Genomic DNA, 16,965 nt, shown 5'->3' with positions numbered 1-16,965 from the left:
ATTATTCTGTTGTTTCAGTAGTTGATTCCGGCAGCAGTTCTTTACGCGACGCATTGACCCGTCCTTGACGGTCGATTTCTGTCACTTTAACAGGGAACTGGTCGCCGAGCTTCACGACGTCTTCTACTTTGTTCACTCTTTCCTTGGCAAGCTGTGAAATATGAACAAGCGCATCTTTACCTGGGAAGATTTCAACGAACGCACCGAATTTCTCGATACGTTTAACTGTTGACATATAAACTTCGCCGACGACTGCTTCACGCACGATGTTTTCAATCAGACGTTTTGCTTCCTGAATCATGGCAGCATCACTCGAACCGATGAACACAGTGCCATCCTGCTCGATATCAAGCTTAACGCCGGTCGCATCAATGATTTCATTGATCTTTTTGCCGCCTGGTCCGATCACGTCACGGATTTTGTCAGGATTGATATGAATGATTTCAATTTTTGGTGCATACGCGCTCAGCGTCTCACGCGGTGCGCTGATGGTCTGCATCATGTGATCCATGATATGCATGCGCCCGATTCTCGCCTGCTCCAGCGCTTCTTTCAGAATCTCTTCAGACAGACCATCAATTTTGATATCCATCTGAATCGCTGTTATACCCTTAGCCGTACCTGCTACTTTGAAGTCCATATCACCGAGTGCGTCTTCCATCCCCTGGATGTCAGAGAGAATCGTATAGTCTTCATCTTTCTTCACAAGTCCCATCGCAATCCCGGCAACAGGCGCCTTAATCGGCACACCGGCATCCATCAGTGCAAGCGTTGAGCCGCAGATTGACGCCTGTGAGCTTGAACCATTGGATTCCAGCACTTCTGATACGACCCGGATTGTATAAGGGAAGTCCTTCTCGTCAGGAATGACCTGCAGCAGGGCACGTTCGCCGAGTGCACCGTGACCAATCTCACGACGCCCCGGTGCACGGATCGGTCCTGTTTCACCGACCGAGAAGTTCGGGAAGTTATAGTGGTGCATATAGCGTTTCTGCTCTTCGACACCGAGCCCATCAATAATCTGATGCTCACCTAAAGCACCGAGTGTCGCAACTGATAAAGCCTGCGTCTGACCACGCGTGAACAGACCTGAGCCGTGCGCTCTCGGCAGCAGCCCTACTTCACTGTCAAGCGGTCTGATCTCATCAGGCCGACGACCGTCCGGACGTACTTTATCTTCAGTGATCTGACGGCGCACTTCTTCTTTGATCAGGCTATCGAATGTTTTGTTCACGACAGTTAAAACCGCGTCATCCTGACCTTCATATTTGTCCAGGAGCTGCAGCTTGACCGCTGTAATATTTTCCTCACGCTCAAGCTTATCCTTTGTCTGAATAGCAGCTGCCAGCCCCAATTCTTCAGCATAATGCTTCACTTCAGTCTCAACAGCTTCATTCGGCGCTGCAGGAACAAATTCTTTCTTCACTGGTGCTACTTCGTCCACAATCGTTTCCTGGAAAGCAACAAGTTCCTTGATCGCCTGATGGCCGAACATAATCGCTTCAAGCATCTTGTCCTCAGACACTTCTTTAGCACCTGCTTCCACCATGTTGACCGCATCTTTATGTCCTGCTACTTGCAGATCAAGGTCCGACTGCGCACGCTGCGCGACTGTCGGGTTGATGACGAGTTCGCCGTCTACAAGCCCGACATTCACGCCGGCAATCGGGCCCTGGAAAGGAATGTCAGATACAGCAAGTGCGACTGATGAGCCGAGCATCGCTGCCATTTCCGGAGAGTTATCTGTATCCACGCTCATCACGATAGAGATGACTTGAATATCATTGCGGTAACCTTTCGGGAACAGCGGACGGATCGGACGGTCGATTAAACGGGCAGTCAATGTCGCGTCTTCACCCGGGCGTCCTTCACGTTTGTTGAAGCCGCCTGGAATCTTGCCGGCCGCATATAATTTCTCCTCATAGTTGACCATGAGCGGGAAGAAGTCAACATCCCTTGGTTGTTTGCTTGCAGTTGCAGTAGATAATACTACTGTGTCGCCGTAGCGGACAAGTGCCGCGCCGTTCGCCTGTTTTGCCAGCTGGCCGACTTCAACTGTCAACGGGCGTCCTGCCCATTCTGTTGTAAATACTTTTTTCTGAGACATTAAAAATGCTCCTCTCCAATATATATCATCCATCATATCATTTATCTTTTGTTTGAGGTATATTTAGACATAAAAAAATCGAAAGAAACAACTGTCTCTTTCGACTTGAATTAAGATTAACGACGTAATCCTAAAGATTTAATTAGTTCACGGTAACGTTGAACGTCATTTTCACGTAAGTAAGTCAGTAAGTTTTTACGACGACCTACCATTTTAAGTAAACCACGACGTGAATGGTGATCTTTTTTGTGTGTACGTAAGTGCTCGTTTAATGCATTGATTTCTGCAGTTAACACAGCAATCTGTACTTCAGGTGATCCTGTGTCTGTTTCGTGTACGCGGTATTGTGCGATTAATTCATTTTTACGTTCTTGTGAAATTGCCATAATTAAATGACCTCCTATTATATAATTACACCATAACCTGAGCCATTCGTCGGAGTGTCGAAATGCCAAGGAAAGGTACTTGACTATTATAGCACTATCGCTCAATTAATCAAGTGAAATATCAGCTAAGAGCTGTTCAGCCGATTCCTTATCCTGCTTAATCTGGGCGATAAGGGCATCTATGCCGCTGAACTTCTGCTCGGGTCTGATGAATTCATGCCAGAACACTTCGACACGTTCGCCGTAAATAGATTCCGCGAAATCGAAAATATGAACTTCTATGGAGACGGCAGAAACCGCCGGGTCATGAAATGTCGGTTTATAGCCGATATTACAGACACCTTTCAGCAGCTGGTCTGAACCTGTCCGTTTCAGCGTCACGGCATAAACACCGAGCTTCGGCAGCACATAGGCTTCATCAGGTGCCACATTAGCAGTAGGAAAACCGATTGTCCGGCCGCGCTTCTCCCCCTGCACGACGAGACCCGAAATTTTGTAGGGCCGCCCGAGCTGCGCATTTGCTTCATTAACATGTCCTTCTATCAGCGCATTTCTGATGTGCGTCGTCGCAATCTTGGCTGTATTCAACTCCTGCTTCGCAACAGCCGTCACATTGAATCCCTGCTTATCAGCTTCAAGCTTCATCATATTCCCTTTACCGAACTTACCGTATGTAAAATCAAATCCGGCAACCACTTCTTTGACGTGATTGTTCGTCAAATAGTCACGGATGAAATCCTCTTCCGCCATCTGTGCAAACTTGGATGTGAAAGATACGACAAACAAATAATCAATCCCGATGGCTTCCAGCAGGCGTCTCTTCTCATCAAGCGGGGTCAAATAGTCCGTCCGCTTCTTTTCGGGGTTAAGGACGACTGACGGGTGCGGATCAAACGTCATCACTGCTTTAGCCAGCTCCTTCTCTTCAGCAATCTCCTTCATCGTATTGATGACTGACATATGACCGAGATGCAGCCCGTCAAAAAATCCGATCGCAAGCGCGACATCGGGATGATTATACATGTCTGTCAAATTATGATTCGTATGTATCGTCTTCATCATTATCACGTTCTCTTTCCCATATACTTTATGCTTAGTGTATCAGAAAATGACGTCATGAAGCCAAAAAAAGATTCCATCATATAGACGGAATCTTGATAAACGTTTAGCCTTCCTGCTGAACCATTCTCACTAATGCACTAGCGATGGCATTTTTCTCTTCGCCCTGTGCATTGTTCCATAATTCATTAAGAACTTTTTCTTCACGGTTTTTAGGTTCTTCGTTTTTCGCTAAGTGATCAGCGACTTTTTCAGCAGCTTTCACGATAGCTTCATCGCTCATGCCTAATTTTTCAGCTCTGCCGACTTGTTTGTTTAAGTAAGATTTGAAGTTATTGAAGCTTTCTAAGATCTGGTCTTTATCTTCCTGTGATAAGTTGTTTACGTGTTCTTCTGGATTTACATTTGTCATTGTTCATTTCTCCTTTGTTAGGACAGTGTCCTTTGATTGAGTATGAAACTATCAACGTCATAACTCTATGACTATCGATAGTATATGTATATCCCGTCACAGAAAGTTTAAACACATATTAATGAATTTTACATCTAATTTTCTAATTAAATACTTTTACTGCTTTAACCTGTCCCGGTTTTTCGGGGTGCGGTGCATAGATGGCCAGCGCTTTATTCTCATAGATAATGACAGTCTGCTCAATCACAGGAAGCTCGTCATCCCTAAACTTCTGGCCGTTGGTCACACGTGTTTTCAGCGCCTCGTCCACTGCGAGATGCGGCAGTTCTTTCAGCCCTTCTTCTATCGGCCGCAGCAATGGCTGGACATCCACTGTGTCCGCAATCTGCTCGAGCGTATAACAGTCATTTAAAGTGAATCCGCCGCTTTCCAGCCGGGTCAGCCTTGACATATGGCCGACTGTATTCAGTTGTTCAGCGATTTGAGTGGCGAGTGTCCGGATATAAGTACCTTTACCGCATGCGACATCAACCATAAATGTCAGCCGGCCGTCCTTATAAGTCAGTCTTGATGTCCGCGTGATCTCCTTAATATGGACGATGCGGGACGGCCGCTCAATCACTTTTCCTTCGCGGGCATATTCGTATAGTTTGCGGCCGTTTACTTTAACGGCTGAGAACATGGGCGGTGTCTGTTCGATATGTCCAGTGAGCTGCATCAAGGCATTGTCCACCTGTGCTTCGGTATAGCAGTCCGGATGGATGAGCTCCGTCGTAATCACTTCACCGGTCTGGTCTTCTGTCGTCGTCTGGCTGCCGAGCGTGATCTCTGCTGTGTAGCGCTTCCCGCTGTCCATAATATAGTCGCTTATTCTTGTCGCAGGACCGATACAGACGGGCAGCACCCCGTCCACTGCAGGGTCGAGCGTCCCTGTATGGCCGACTTTTTTTGTCTTTAATAGTTTTCTCAGCTTGAAGACCACGTCGTGACTCGTCATGCCCCGTGGTTTGTTAATAGCAAGTACGCCGTTCAGCATCGTCATTCCTCCATTAAAAAAGCAGATAGTAGGCACTATCTGCTAGCCTTTATTAAGATCAGCAATCATACGTTCAATCTTGTTACCGTAATCAATCGATTCATCATAGACGAATTTCAGTTCAGGCACAATACGCAGTTTCATGCGCTGACCGACTTCTGTCTTCATGAAACCTTTTGCTTTTTCAAGACCTGCAAGTGTCTCACGACGTTCTTTATCGCTGCCGAGAACCGTCACATAGACCGTCGCAAGAGATAAGTCTCCTGTCACTTCTACTTCTGTGACCGTCACAAAGCCGACACGCGGGTCTTTAATCTTCTGGCTGATGATTTCACTCAGCTCTTTTTTCATCTGTTCGCCGACGCGTTCTTTTCTGTTATTCATAGTTATTCACCTCTATTATCTCTACCCTGAATTAAAGTTGACAATGCAATTTATTATAGATTTTTATCGCGGTGATGTCAATTTAATCCCGGAGTTTCTTCATGGCCGCCGCGACATCACGGTCACCTGCAGCGCCTAAACTCAGTTCAGAAATAATATTCTCGTAATCATGGTCATTGCGGTTCTGACTGAGCTTGTATGCCGCCTGAATATCCGTAATATCAATTCTGAAGCCGACGATACCTCTGATCTGCTGCTGACTCGTCTCAGTCAGATTGTCCCACGTCTTACCGTTCGCTTCATACGTATCAAGCAGCAGCTTCAGATCCTCCCTCAGTTCATCTTCCGTCAGTAACCGGCTGTGTCCATACACATGAATGCTCTGATAGTTCCAGGTCGAGACATTCTCATGGTCATACCATGTCGAGGAGACAAACGCATGCGGCCCATGAAAGATAGTCAGGACGTCAGCGTTGTCATCAAGATTTTTCCACTGTGTGTTAGCTCTCGCATAATGACCGGATAAATATAAGTTTTCATTGTCTTCACGCAACATTAACGGCACATGTGTCGCCACAGGTTTACCGTTATCCGTCGTCACGACCGTTGCGAAAGAATGGTCATTAATAAACTGTTTGATCTCTTTCAAATCTTTCATTTCAAAATATTTCGGGATGAACATATGGACCTCCAGTTGATGATTTTTGAGCAGCTTAATCGTCATGCTCTATTTAAATAGAAGATTCACTTCATATTATAACATCCCTATCACTCAAACCCACTATGCGATGAAATTCATCTGATTGTTTTAATTCTTCTCATCAAAAAACCTTACTATCTACAGATATGTAAACAGTAAGGTCAGATATAATATTGTTACTAAAAACTATAATATGGCTATCAGTAAGCAAACAATCTTAAGCTCTCTTAATCTCTTCCATCACAAACGCTTCGAAGATGTCGCCTTCTTTGATGTCATTGAAGTTCTCAATCGTGATACCACATTCGTACCCCGCTGATACTTCTTTCACATCATCTTTGAAACGACGGAGTGCATCGACAGCACCTTCATAGACGACGATGCCGTCACGGATAATGCGGACGCTTGCGTTACGTGTGATCTTACCTTCTGTGACATAGCTTCCTGCGACTGTACCGACTTTAGAGATATTGATGGTCTGACGGACTTCTGCCTGACCGATGACTTTCTCCTCGAATTCAGGATCAAGCATCCCTTTCATCGCGAATTCAATCTCTTCGATGACTTTATAGATAATACGGTGCAGACGCATATCGACTTTCTCTGCTTCTGCGGCACGTTTCGCGTTGACATCAGGACGGACGTTGAAACCGATGATAATCCCGTTTGATGCTGATGCTAATGTAACGTCTGATTCGTTGATAGCGCCGACTGCTGTATGGATGATACGCACGTTGACACCTTCAACATCAATTTTCATGAGTGATGCTGCCAGGGCTTCGACAGAACCTTGGACGTCCCCTTTGATGATGACGTTCAAGTCTTTCATTTCACCCTGCTTCATCTGTTCGAACAAGTTGTCGAGTGACACTTTCTGGCTTTCCTGACGCTGCGCCATAATGTTCTGCTGCTGACGTGCTTCACCGATGCGGCGTGCTTTCTTCTCATCTTTGAAGACGACGAAGCGGTCCCCTGCAAGCGGTACGTCCTGCAGACCTGTGATCTCAACTGGTGTAGACGGTGCTGCTGTCTTAATACGCTTGCCAAGGTCATTGACCATCGCACGGACACGGCCGTATGTGTTACCGACAACGATGGAATCACCGACTTCAAGCGTACCATCCTGAACAAGTAGTGACGCTGCTGGTCCACGTGACTTATCAAGCTCCGCTTCGATGACTGTACCGATTGCTGAGCGTTTCGGATTCGCTTTCAGTTCTTCTACTTCTGTAATAAGGAGAATCATCTCAAGCAGGTCATCGATACCTTCGCCGTTGATCGCTGACAGCTGAACGAAGATGGTATCGCCGCCCCAGTCTTCCGGATATAAGCCGTACTCGCCTAATTCCTGCATGACGCGGTCCGGATTGGCAGTCGGTTTGTCGATTTTGTTGACTGCTACGATAATCGGCACTTCTGCTGCTTTCGCATGGTTGATCGCTTCGATCGTCTGCGGCATGACACCGTCATCTGCAGCGACTACAAGAATAGTGATATCTGTGACCTGGGCACCTCGCGCACGCATTGTAGTGAACGCTGCGTGACCCGGTGTATCAAGGAATGTGATTTTCTTGCCGTTTGTTTCAATCTGATAGGCACCGATATGCTGTGTGATACCCCCTGCTTCTCCTGCTGTCACACGTGTGTTACGGATAGAGTCAAGCAGTGTCGTTTTACCGTGGTCAACGTGACCCATGATAGTGACGACCGGTGGGCGTTCCTGTTTGTCAGCTTCTGCTCCTGCTTCGTCCTCGAAATAAGTTTCAAGGTCTGTCGCATCAATGATGACTTCCAGTTCTGCCTCAACTTCGTATTCCGCGCAGATCAGCTCGATGGCATCTTCGTTCAGCGCCTGATTGATGTTCGCCATAATGCCGACCATGAACAAGTTTTTCACGATTTCTGACGCATCTTTGTTCAGTTTATCTGCCAGTTCACCGACAGTGATTCCTTCGTGATAAGTAATTTTAGAAGGTGTCTCTTTCACGACCGGCGCCTGCTGTACGGCAGGTTTGTTTGTTTTACCTTTGCCTTTTTTGTTCTGTCCAGGACGCTGGTTATTACGGTTCTGGTTGTTCGGACGCTGTGGACGGCTTCCCGGTTTCTGTGCATTATTGTTCGGGCGCTGGCCGTTTTGCGCCGGCTTCTGGCCGTTGTTATTGGCAGGTTTCTGGCTGTTGTTCGGGCGCTGGTTGTTCTGCGCCGGCTTCTGACCGTTGTTATTGGCAGGCTTCTGGCCATTGTGCGGGCGCTGGTTGTTCTGCGCCGGTTTCTGACCATTGTTCGGACGTGTATTATTTTGCGCCGGACGCTGCTCTTGTGCAGCGTTCTTTTTAAATACTTTGTCGAGTGCAGTAATTTCATTCGGTTCAAGTGTCTGCATATGACTTGTCACTTCAACATCGATTTTTTTCAGTTCATCGATGATATCTTTGGATCTTAACTTCACTTCTTTTGCATATTCGTATACTCTTTTTTTACTCATAGGCTCTCTCCTCATTGCTCTCACGAATCATCGTCTCAAGTTTCTTCGCAAAACCTGCATCCATGACACCGATGATGACGCGTTCATCCTTGCCGATTGCATAGCCGAGTTCATAGCGGGACCCGAACTCGACACACTTCACGCGGTAGGAATGACATTTATTCGTGATGTTTTTTTTAGTATTCGCTGATGCATCTGATGATACAATGACCAGTCTGACTTTATTTTTCCGTACTTCATTGATGACCAGTTCTTCACCCGTTGTCAGCTTTCTCGCACGCATCGCAAGTCCGATCAGATTGAATATTTTGTCTCTGTTCATCGTTTCGGAATCTTTTCACGGTAGATGAGACGGATGACTTCATCGTAGATCGGTGCCATGTCATCTGTATTGCTGTCAAAAAACTGTTCCAGCCGTTTCTTTTTGCGTGCTGCTTCCACGATTTCAAGGTCTTTCGACACATAGGCACCGCGTCCGTTGGCTTTGCCGGTCGGGTCGACGGCCATTTCGCCTTCTTTCGAGCGGACGACACGAATCATTTCTTTCTTAGGCTTCATTTCCTGACTTAAAATGCATTTACGCATGGGAATCTTTTTCTGCTTCATTGAAATCCCCCTTATTCTACTGGATAGATACCCGCTTCTTTAGCGTCAGTCTCACTTTTAATATCAATTTTCCAACCGGTCAGTTTTGCCGCAAGACGTGCGTTCTGACCTTTTTTACCGATGGCAAGAGACAACTGATAATCCGGTACGATGACCGTCGTTGATTGATTCTCTTCATTAATGAGCACATCTACCACTTGTGATGGGCTGAGCGCATTTTTAACGAACGTTTTCGGATCGGCGCTCCATTCAACGATATCAATTTTCTCGCCGCCGAGTTCATCCACGACCGCACCGACACGCGCACCTTTAGCACCCACACACGCGCCGACTGCATCAATATCAGGATTTTCCGAGTGGACGCTGATCTTAGAGCGGTCACCCGCTTCACGTGCCACTGATTTCACGACAACTGTGCCGTCGAAAATTTCTGGGACTTCCTGCTCAAATAATCGTTTCAGCAGACCCGGGTGGCTGCGGGATACAAAGATCTGCGGGCCTTTCGTCGTCTGTTCAACTTTGTTGACATACACTTTAATGCGCTCAGTCGGACGGTATACATCGTTCGGGCTGCGCTCTGCATCAGACAGCACAGCTTCAGTCTTACCTAACGTCACATAGACATAACGGTGATCCACACGGTCGATGACACCGGTCATGATGTCATCTTCTTTATCGATGAACTCATTATATAGGATGCCGCGTTCTGCATCACGGAGACGCTGCATCACTGCCTGCTTTGCTGCCTGGGCACTTACCCGGCCGAAATCTTTAGGTGTCACATTCTCTTCGAAGATGTCACCGACTTCATAAGCGGGGTTGCTTTCAAGCGCCATTTCAAGAGAAACTTGTTCCCGTGGGTTTTCCACTTCTTCTACAACATCTTTACGTGAATAAACCGCATATGTCCCGTTGTCCATGTTCAGTTCCACCCGGACGTTGTTAGCAGAGTTGTAGTTTTTCTTGTAGGCTGTGATCAATGCCGCTTCAATTGTTTCAATCAATACTTCACGTGGAATGCTTTTTTCTTTCTCAAGGAAATCAATTGCATTTAATAATTCATTATTTTTCACTTTAGTTCCTCCATCACTAAAAAATGACTGCACGTCTGATTTTTGCGATTTTCTTTCTCGGCAGTTCAATTTCTTTTGTTCTTGTCTTGATTCTTACAGACATTTTAATGACTTCCTCATCATAGCTGAGTAGTTCGCCGAGCCATTCCTTGTCACCGTTGATTTCTTCATAGAGTTTCACGTAGATGGGATGACCGACCGCTGCTTCATAGTCTTTTTCCTTTTTCAGAGGTCTTTCAGCACCCGGTGACGATACATCCATGAAATAGGCCTCTTTAATCGGGTCTTCTTTGTCCATCACTTCGCTGATCTTTTCACTGGCAAGTGCACAGTCTGAAATATCGATGCCGCCTGCCTTATCAATCGCAATGCGCAAGTAATAATCAGGTCCTTCTTTCACATATTCGACATCAACGAGTTCAAAGCCAAGGTCAGCGACAATCGGGCTGACAATTTCCTCTACACGTTCTGTGATTTTGCTCATATAGTCCTCCTTCATGATACAAGAAGAAAAGAGCGGGATATCCCACTCTTTCCGTCGTAGAGTATTTTCTTTAAGCATAACTATTATAACATAAACAGACGCATCGAACAAATACGGTGTGAAATTTATCTCTGCTACAGATCAAAGATACTCAGCTGCGCTTTATCCGGCATGTTATTCAATGTGCCGAGCTCCGTCAAGTAATCGATGATTTTCTGGGAGACACCTGCTTTTTTGTTCAGCTCTTCTTTCGACAGAAACGGCCCTTCCTCACGCGCTGCGACGATTCTCCGGGCCACGTTCTCACCGAGACCCGGCACTGCGATGAACGGCGGAATCAGCGTGTCTCCTTCAATGATGAAGTCAAAGGCCGCACTCTTCTCCAGTGACACCGGCTGCATTCTGAAGCCGCGCTGCGCCATTTCGTTCGCAAGCTCAAGCACGGTCAGCACGTCTTTTTCTTTTTTCGCAAGGTCGTGGAAGCGGCTGTAGTAATCTTTTACTGCTGCTTTCAGCGTATGCTTGTCCTTCGTCATCGTCAATAAATCAAAGTCAGACGCCCGGACCGTGAAGTAGCTCGCATAGTAGTACAGCGGATGATGTACTTTGAAGTAGGCAATTCTTACCGCCATCAGCACATAAGCTGCCGCATGGGCTTTCGGGAACATGTATTTAATCTTCTTGCATGACTCAAGATACCATTCAGGCACATTGTTCTCACGCATCGCTTCTTCAAACTCTTCTGACAGTCCTTTACCTTTACGCACGGACTCCATGATCTTGAAGGCAAGCGACGGCTCAAGACCCGCGTACATCAAGTACACCATGATGTCATCCCGGCAGCCGATAACCCCTGACAAGTCACATGTACCCGTGCGTATGAGTTCCTGCGCGTTACCGAGCCAGACATCCGTCCCGTGAGACAGCCCTGAGATCTGCACAAGTTCAGAGAAAGTGCTCGGCTTCGTGTCTTCCAGCATCTGCCGGACGAAGCCGGTACCGAACTCAGGGACACCGAACGTACCGGTCTTGCATAGAATATCTTCTTCTGTCACACCGAGACTTCGGGGACTTGAGAAGATCTTCATCGTCTCTTTATCATCCACCGGTATCGTTTTCGGGTCAATGCCTGATAAGTCCTGCAGCATGCGGATCATCGTCGGGTCATCGTGTCCGAGTATATCCAGCTTCAGCAAGTTATCATGGATGGAATGGAAGTCAAAGTGCGTCGTCTTCCAGGCAGAGTTCTGATCGTCCGCAGGATACTGGATCGGTGTGAAATCATAAATATCCATATGCTCAGGGACAACGATGATGCCGCCCGGATGCTGACCTGTCGTCCGTTTGACGCCAGTACACGCCTTAACAAGGCGGTCGACTTCGGCACCGCGCTTATGCATGCTGTTGTCGTTCAGATAACCTTTGACGTAGCCGAATGCCGTCTTCTCTGCCACCGTACCGATCGTGCCGGCACGGAACACTTTGTCCTCACCGAACAGCTCCTTCGTATAGTTATGAGCTTTCGGCTGATACTCACCACTGAAGTTCAAGTCGATATCCGGCACTTTGTCCCCTTTGAAGCCGAGAAACGTCTCAAACGGTATATCCTGCCCTTCTTTGATGAACGGCACATGACAGACGTCACACGATTTATCAGGTAAGTCAAAGCCACTTGAGACAGAACCGTCATCAAAGAAATGACTCGCCTTACACTGCGGACAGATGTAATGCGGCGGCAGCGGATTCACTTCCGTGATCTCTGTCATCGTCGCAACAAAGCTTGAACCGACCGAACCCCGTGAGCCGACGAGATAGCCATCGTCTAGAGAGCGTTTCACGAGCTTCTGCGAAATTAAGTAGATGACCGCGAAGCCGTTGCCGATAATACTTGCAAGCTCCTTCTCAAGCCGTGCGGTGACGATGTCCGGCAGTTCTTCTCCGTAAAGCTTGCGCGCATGTTCATAGGACATCTCCCGTATTTCTTCATTCGCGCCTTCAATCGATGGTGTATACAGTTCATCGCGGATCGGTACGACACGCTCAATACGGTCTGCAAGCAGGTTCGTATTAGTGATGACAATTTCACGCGCTTTCTCCTCACCGAGGAACATGAAGTCATCCATCATCTCATCTGTCGTCCTGAAATGCGCATCCGGGAAGCCGCTTTTATTCAGCGGGTTGCCGGGCATTGAGGCGATGAGAATTTCACGGGCAATTTTGTCATGCTCATATAAGTAATGGACATTGCCTGTCGCGAGCACCGGCTTATTCAGTTTCTCACCGACTGCGATAATCCGCTGATAAATCTCTTCCAGTGTCTTGTTGTCACGGATTAAGTCACGTGCCAATAAGTGCTGGTAGAGCGCTTTCGGCTGGACTTCTATGAAGTCATAGAAGTCCGCAATTTTTTCCACTTCAGCCTGATCTTTGTTCATGACGGCTGTAAATACTTCACCGTTATCACAGGCGCTGCCGACCAGCAGTCCTTCCCGGTTGGCATTGAGCAGGGAACGCGGAATACGCGGCGTCCGGTAGAAATAGCTGACGAGTGATTCACTGACGATTTTGAACAGATTTTTCAGTCCGGTCTGGTTCTGCACAATCAGTGTCACATGCACAGGACGAGCCCGCTTATAGGCATCCTGATTAGACAACTTCTTATCGATATCGAGATGATTAGTGACGCCGAGCTGCTCCATCTGCTTCAGCATCTTGACGAAAATATGGGCGGTTGTCTCCGCGTCATAGATGGCGCGGTGATGCTGGGTCAGTTCGACCCCGTACTTCTTCGCGAGGAAATTCAGACCATGCTTACCCATCTCCGTGTTGATCGTCCGGGACAGTTCCAGCGTATCGATGACCCCGTTTGTACTCGCGCCGAGATTTAAACGTTCATATCCTGTGTCAATGAAACCCATGTCAAAGCTTGCATTATGTGCGACATAAATGGCGTCGCCCGCCCAGTCTTTAAACTCAGGCAGCACGTCTTCAATCGGCGGTGCACCGACCAGCATATCATCTGTAATTCCGGTCAGCCGTTTGATCGTCTCGTTCAGCCGTTCACCCGGGTTACTGAACCGTTCAAACTTATCGATGATCTCTCCGTCCTTCACTTTAACGGCTGCAAGCTCGATGATTTTGTCATACTGTGAACTTAAGCCGGTCGTCTCGACGTCAAAGACGACGTAAGTGCTGTCTTTCAGCACTCTATCAGTCGGATGATACGTGATCGGCACCCCGTCATCAACGAGCATCCCTTCAAGGCCATAGATCATCTTAATGCCGTTCTTCTCAGCAGCGGCATGCGCATCAGGATACGCCTGCACGACGTTATGGTCCGTCACTGCAATGGCCTTATGCCCCCACTGTGCCGCCTGCTCGACGTATTTACCGATATGCGTAATGCCGTCCATCTGACTCATGCTGGAATGCAGATGGAATTCAACACGTTTTTCCTCTGACTTATCTGTCTTAGGGGATTTCTTGATCTCATGAATGTCGTTCAGCATCATCACAAGGTCGCGGATAAATGTATCTTCCTCAATCCGTCCCTGTGCCCGCACCCATTTGCCGGGTTTCAGCGCATTGAAATGTTCCAGGTCATTCTTGCCTTTACGGGTGAACATTTTGAGCGTCAAGGAATCCGTATAATCCGTAATCTTCAGCTGGACAATATGACGGCCGCTTTTCAGCTCCTTGATCTCGACATCAAAGATCACTCCTTCGATGGCTGCTTTGAACTCCTCTTCAATAATCGATGAAATCGGACGAATCGTCTCGACGTTGATTTCTTTGCCGATCGCACACACGCTCACTTCATCACTGTCGTCTTCTGCCCGCTGCCGCTGCATTTCAGCGACACGGACGCGTGCTTCCAGGGCGCTCGTCGTGTCCTCCTCCTGAATATGTGCCTCCAGCGACTCCAGTTCCTTCACATGCTCTTCCTCAGAGATTTCAAAGACAATCTTATCAAGTGCGAAACCGGCCTGTTTGAATGCCTCCAGCAGTGAGCCGTTGCACGCCTTCTCGAGGTGTTTCTCTTCCACTTCATTATGAACCTGGAATTTCAGCACCGAACCTGAGAAGTGATATTTCTTATTTTTCAGCTGGACTTTCAGGCTCGGGCTGATTGCTGTCTGGTCGATGCAGTGATGCAGGTATCCGGACAGTTTCTCTGTCATATCCGACTGGTCGAGCGCCTTGATGGACACAGTGACTGCTGCAATATGACTGAATGCGGTCTTCAGTTCATTGCAGAGCTGGAAGTAGAGATCGCTCGGCAGTATGACTGGACTCGTAATATAAAAATGCCACTTTCTATCTTTCTGTGAAATATCAAGCCGCTCAAGTGAGCTTCCCGCTGCTATATCATCCGGAAAGACATTCGTCATTTTCAGCTGCGTCAATAGTATCTTAAATTTTTCGTATTTATCTGCCACGCCAGAACCACCTTCTCAAAATAAAAAGTAACACGCTGATGCGTATTACTTTTTGCTTCACTCATTATATCAAATTTTCTAGTCAAGCGTATCATATAACGAATCGATTTCGGCTTTCAGTTCGCCGATGTTCACATCAAATGATTCGCCGGTCTTTCTTACTTTCACTTCAACAATGCCGTCTGCTGCGTTTTTGCCGACTAAGATGCGCAGCGGCACACCAATTAAATCTGCATCATTGAATTTAACGCCGGCACGTTCTGTCCGGTCGTCATATAATACTTCGTAGTCTTTACTGAAGGTGGCATACAGTTCGTCAGCAAGCTGGCGCTGCGCCTCCTGCTTCGGATTGACTGAGATGATATGCAAGTCAAATGGTGTAATAGACTTCGGCCAGATGATACCGTTATCATCGTGATGCTGTTCAATGACTGCAGATAATGTGCGGGATACCCCGATACCGTAGCAGCCCATAATCATCGGACGTGCTTTTCCCTGCTCGTCAAGGAACGTCGCTTTCATCGCTTCAGAATACTTCGTGCCGAGCTTAAACACCTGACCGACTTCAATCCCTTCAGCAAATTTCACCGGGCCGCTGCCGTCTGCCGCGGGTTCACCTTCTGTGATAAACCGGAAATCACCGAACGCGGTCACTGTGAAATCTCTGTTTAAGTTCGCATTGATGTAATGGTACTCCGTCTCATTGGCACCGACTGCAAGATTGTTGATATCCTGCACTGAATAGTCCGCATAGATCTCTATCTTATCGACACCGACCGGTCCAAGTGAACCCGGCTTCGCGTTCATGATCCCTTCAATTTCAGCTTCTGTTGCCAGTTCCACATATTCTGTGCCGAAATAAGACTTCACTTTGACATCGTTCAGCTCATGATGGCCGCGGAGCAGGAACATGACGAAACGGTCATCGACTTTCACGATCATTGACTTCACAATTTCGTCTAATCGTCTGCCGAGCAGATCAGCAAGCTGCTGCGCTGTTTTGACACCCGGCGTATGGATCTTTTCAAGCGGCTGCTCTTCTGTATGCTGGACATCAGGCGTATAGACGACTTCAGCTTTCTCAATGTTTGCTGCATAGTCGCTGCCGTCTGTATAGGCGATCGTATCTTCACCGATCTCAGCAAGCGCCATGAACTCATGTGTATGACTGCCGCCGATTGCACCGCTGTCTGCGATCACCGGACGGAATTTCAAGTTCACCCGTGAGAAAATATTGGAGTAAGCGCGGTACATATCCTGATAAGTCGCATCGAGCGATTCTTCAGAGGCATGGAAACTGTAGGCATCTTTCATAATAAACTCACGGCCGCGGAGCAGACCGAATCTCGGCCGTTTTTCATCCCTGAATTTATTTTGAATCTGGAACAGTGTCACAGGAAGCTTTTTGTAGGACTTCAGTTCATCACGTACAAGAGAAGTGATGATCTCTTCATGTGTCGGACCGAGCGCAAACTCACGGCCGTGACGGTCAGTCATACGCATCAGCTCCGCACCGTAGCTCGGCCAGCGACCGCTTTCCTGCCAAAGTTCTGACGGCTGCAGCGCCGGCATTAAAATTTCAATCCCGTCGATTGCTTCCATTTCCTCACGGACAATCGCTTCAATCTTATTCAGTACACGTTTAGAGATCGGCAGATAGCTGTAAATACCACTGGCAATCTGTTTGATCATCCCTGCTTTCAGCAGCAGCTGATGACTTTTTGAATCCGCATCATTCGGTACTTCCCTTAATGTCGGAATAAACATTTTTGACTGCTTCATTAAATAATCCTC

General features: G+C 47.4%; 14 protein-coding genes. All 14 read right to left on the bottom strand.

Annotated features, from left to right (window positions below):
• Nucleotide 1: 1 nt before the first annotated feature.
• Nucleotides 2-2,107, bottom strand: coding sequence for a polyribonucleotide nucleotidyltransferase (gene pnp / locus ERX35_RS09995; protein WP_211360016.1), 2,106 nt, complete (start codon nucleotides 2,105-2,107; stop codon nucleotides 2-4).
• A 116-nt stretch (nucleotides 2,108-2,223) separates the two neighbouring features.
• Nucleotides 2,224-2,493: a 30S ribosomal protein S15 gene (gene rpsO, locus ERX35_RS09990; RefSeq protein ID WP_149459756.1), complete on the bottom strand. Its 270-nt coding sequence runs from the start codon at nucleotides 2,491-2,493 to the stop codon at nucleotides 2,224-2,226.
• Nucleotides 2,494-2,598: 105 nt separating this feature from the next.
• On the bottom strand, nucleotides 2,599-3,552 hold the full coding sequence (locus ERX35_RS09985; RefSeq protein WP_149459777.1) for a bifunctional riboflavin kinase/FAD synthetase: 954 nt from the start codon (nucleotides 3,550-3,552) through the stop codon (nucleotides 2,599-2,601).
• A gap of 106 nt (nucleotides 3,553-3,658) precedes the next feature.
• The gene (locus ERX35_RS09980; RefSeq protein ID WP_149459755.1) at nucleotides 3,659-3,964 is read right to left on the bottom strand and encodes a DUF3243 domain-containing protein; all 306 of its coding nucleotides are present in this window, start codon (nucleotides 3,962-3,964) and stop codon (nucleotides 3,659-3,661) included.
• Nucleotides 3,965-4,106: 142 nt separating this feature from the next.
• Nucleotides 4,107-5,000: a tRNA pseudouridine(55) synthase TruB gene (gene truB / locus ERX35_RS09975; protein ID WP_149459754.1), complete on the bottom strand. Its 894-nt coding sequence runs from the start codon at nucleotides 4,998-5,000 to the stop codon at nucleotides 4,107-4,109.
• Nucleotides 5,001-5,042: 42 nt separating this feature from the next.
• On the bottom strand, nucleotides 5,043-5,384 hold the full coding sequence (gene rbfA / locus ERX35_RS09970) for a 30S ribosome-binding factor RbfA (RefSeq protein ID WP_149459753.1): 342 nt from the start codon (nucleotides 5,382-5,384) through the stop codon (nucleotides 5,043-5,045).
• An 82-nt stretch (nucleotides 5,385-5,466) separates the two neighbouring features.
• On the bottom strand, nucleotides 5,467-6,066 hold the full coding sequence (locus ERX35_RS09965) for an FMN-binding negative transcriptional regulator (RefSeq protein ID WP_149459752.1): 600 nt from the start codon (nucleotides 6,064-6,066) through the stop codon (nucleotides 5,467-5,469).
• A gap of 235 nt (nucleotides 6,067-6,301) precedes the next feature.
• A complete protein-coding gene (gene infB / locus ERX35_RS09960) occupies nucleotides 6,302-8,569 on the bottom strand; it encodes a translation initiation factor IF-2 (protein ID WP_149459751.1) in 2,268 nt (755 codons plus the stop codon).
• The gene (locus tag ERX35_RS09955) at nucleotides 8,562-8,891 is read right to left on the bottom strand and encodes a YlxQ family RNA-binding protein (RefSeq protein WP_149459750.1); all 330 of its coding nucleotides are present in this window, start codon (nucleotides 8,889-8,891) and stop codon (nucleotides 8,562-8,564) included. The genes infB and ERX35_RS09955 overlap by 8 nt, the downstream gene beginning before the upstream one ends.
• Nucleotides 8,888-9,175: an RNase P modulator RnpM gene (rnpM, locus tag ERX35_RS09950; protein WP_149459749.1), complete on the bottom strand. Its 288-nt coding sequence runs from the start codon at nucleotides 9,173-9,175 to the stop codon at nucleotides 8,888-8,890. The genes ERX35_RS09955 and rnpM overlap by 4 nt, the downstream gene beginning before the upstream one ends.
• Nucleotides 9,176-9,186: 11 nt before the next feature.
• Nucleotides 9,187-10,248: a transcription termination factor NusA gene (gene nusA / locus ERX35_RS09945; RefSeq protein ID WP_149459748.1), complete on the bottom strand. Its 1,062-nt coding sequence runs from the start codon at nucleotides 10,246-10,248 to the stop codon at nucleotides 9,187-9,189.
• A 16-nt stretch (nucleotides 10,249-10,264) separates the two neighbouring features.
• Nucleotides 10,265-10,732 carry a ribosome maturation factor RimP gene (gene rimP, locus ERX35_RS09940; protein WP_149459747.1) on the bottom strand — a complete coding sequence of 156 codons (468 nt, stop codon included), beginning with the start codon at nucleotides 10,730-10,732 and terminating at the stop codon, nucleotides 10,265-10,267.
• A gap of 134 nt (nucleotides 10,733-10,866) precedes the next feature.
• Nucleotides 10,867-15,171, bottom strand: a complete 4,305-nt coding sequence (locus ERX35_RS09935; RefSeq protein ID WP_281290605.1) for a PolC-type DNA polymerase III — start codon at nucleotides 15,169-15,171, stop codon at nucleotides 10,867-10,869.
• Nucleotides 15,172-15,249: 78 nt separating this feature from the next.
• Nucleotides 15,250-16,953 carry a proline--tRNA ligase gene (locus ERX35_RS09930; RefSeq protein WP_149459746.1) on the bottom strand — a complete coding sequence of 568 codons (1,704 nt, stop codon included), beginning with the start codon at nucleotides 16,951-16,953 and terminating at the stop codon, nucleotides 15,250-15,252.
• Nucleotides 16,954-16,965 lie beyond the last annotated feature (12 nt).

This window comes from Macrococcus equipercicus, assembly GCF_004359525.2.
Lineage (GTDB): Bacteria > Bacillota > Bacilli > Staphylococcales > Staphylococcaceae > Macrococcus > Macrococcus equipercicus.
This window is presented reverse-complemented; position numbering and strand designations above follow the sequence as displayed.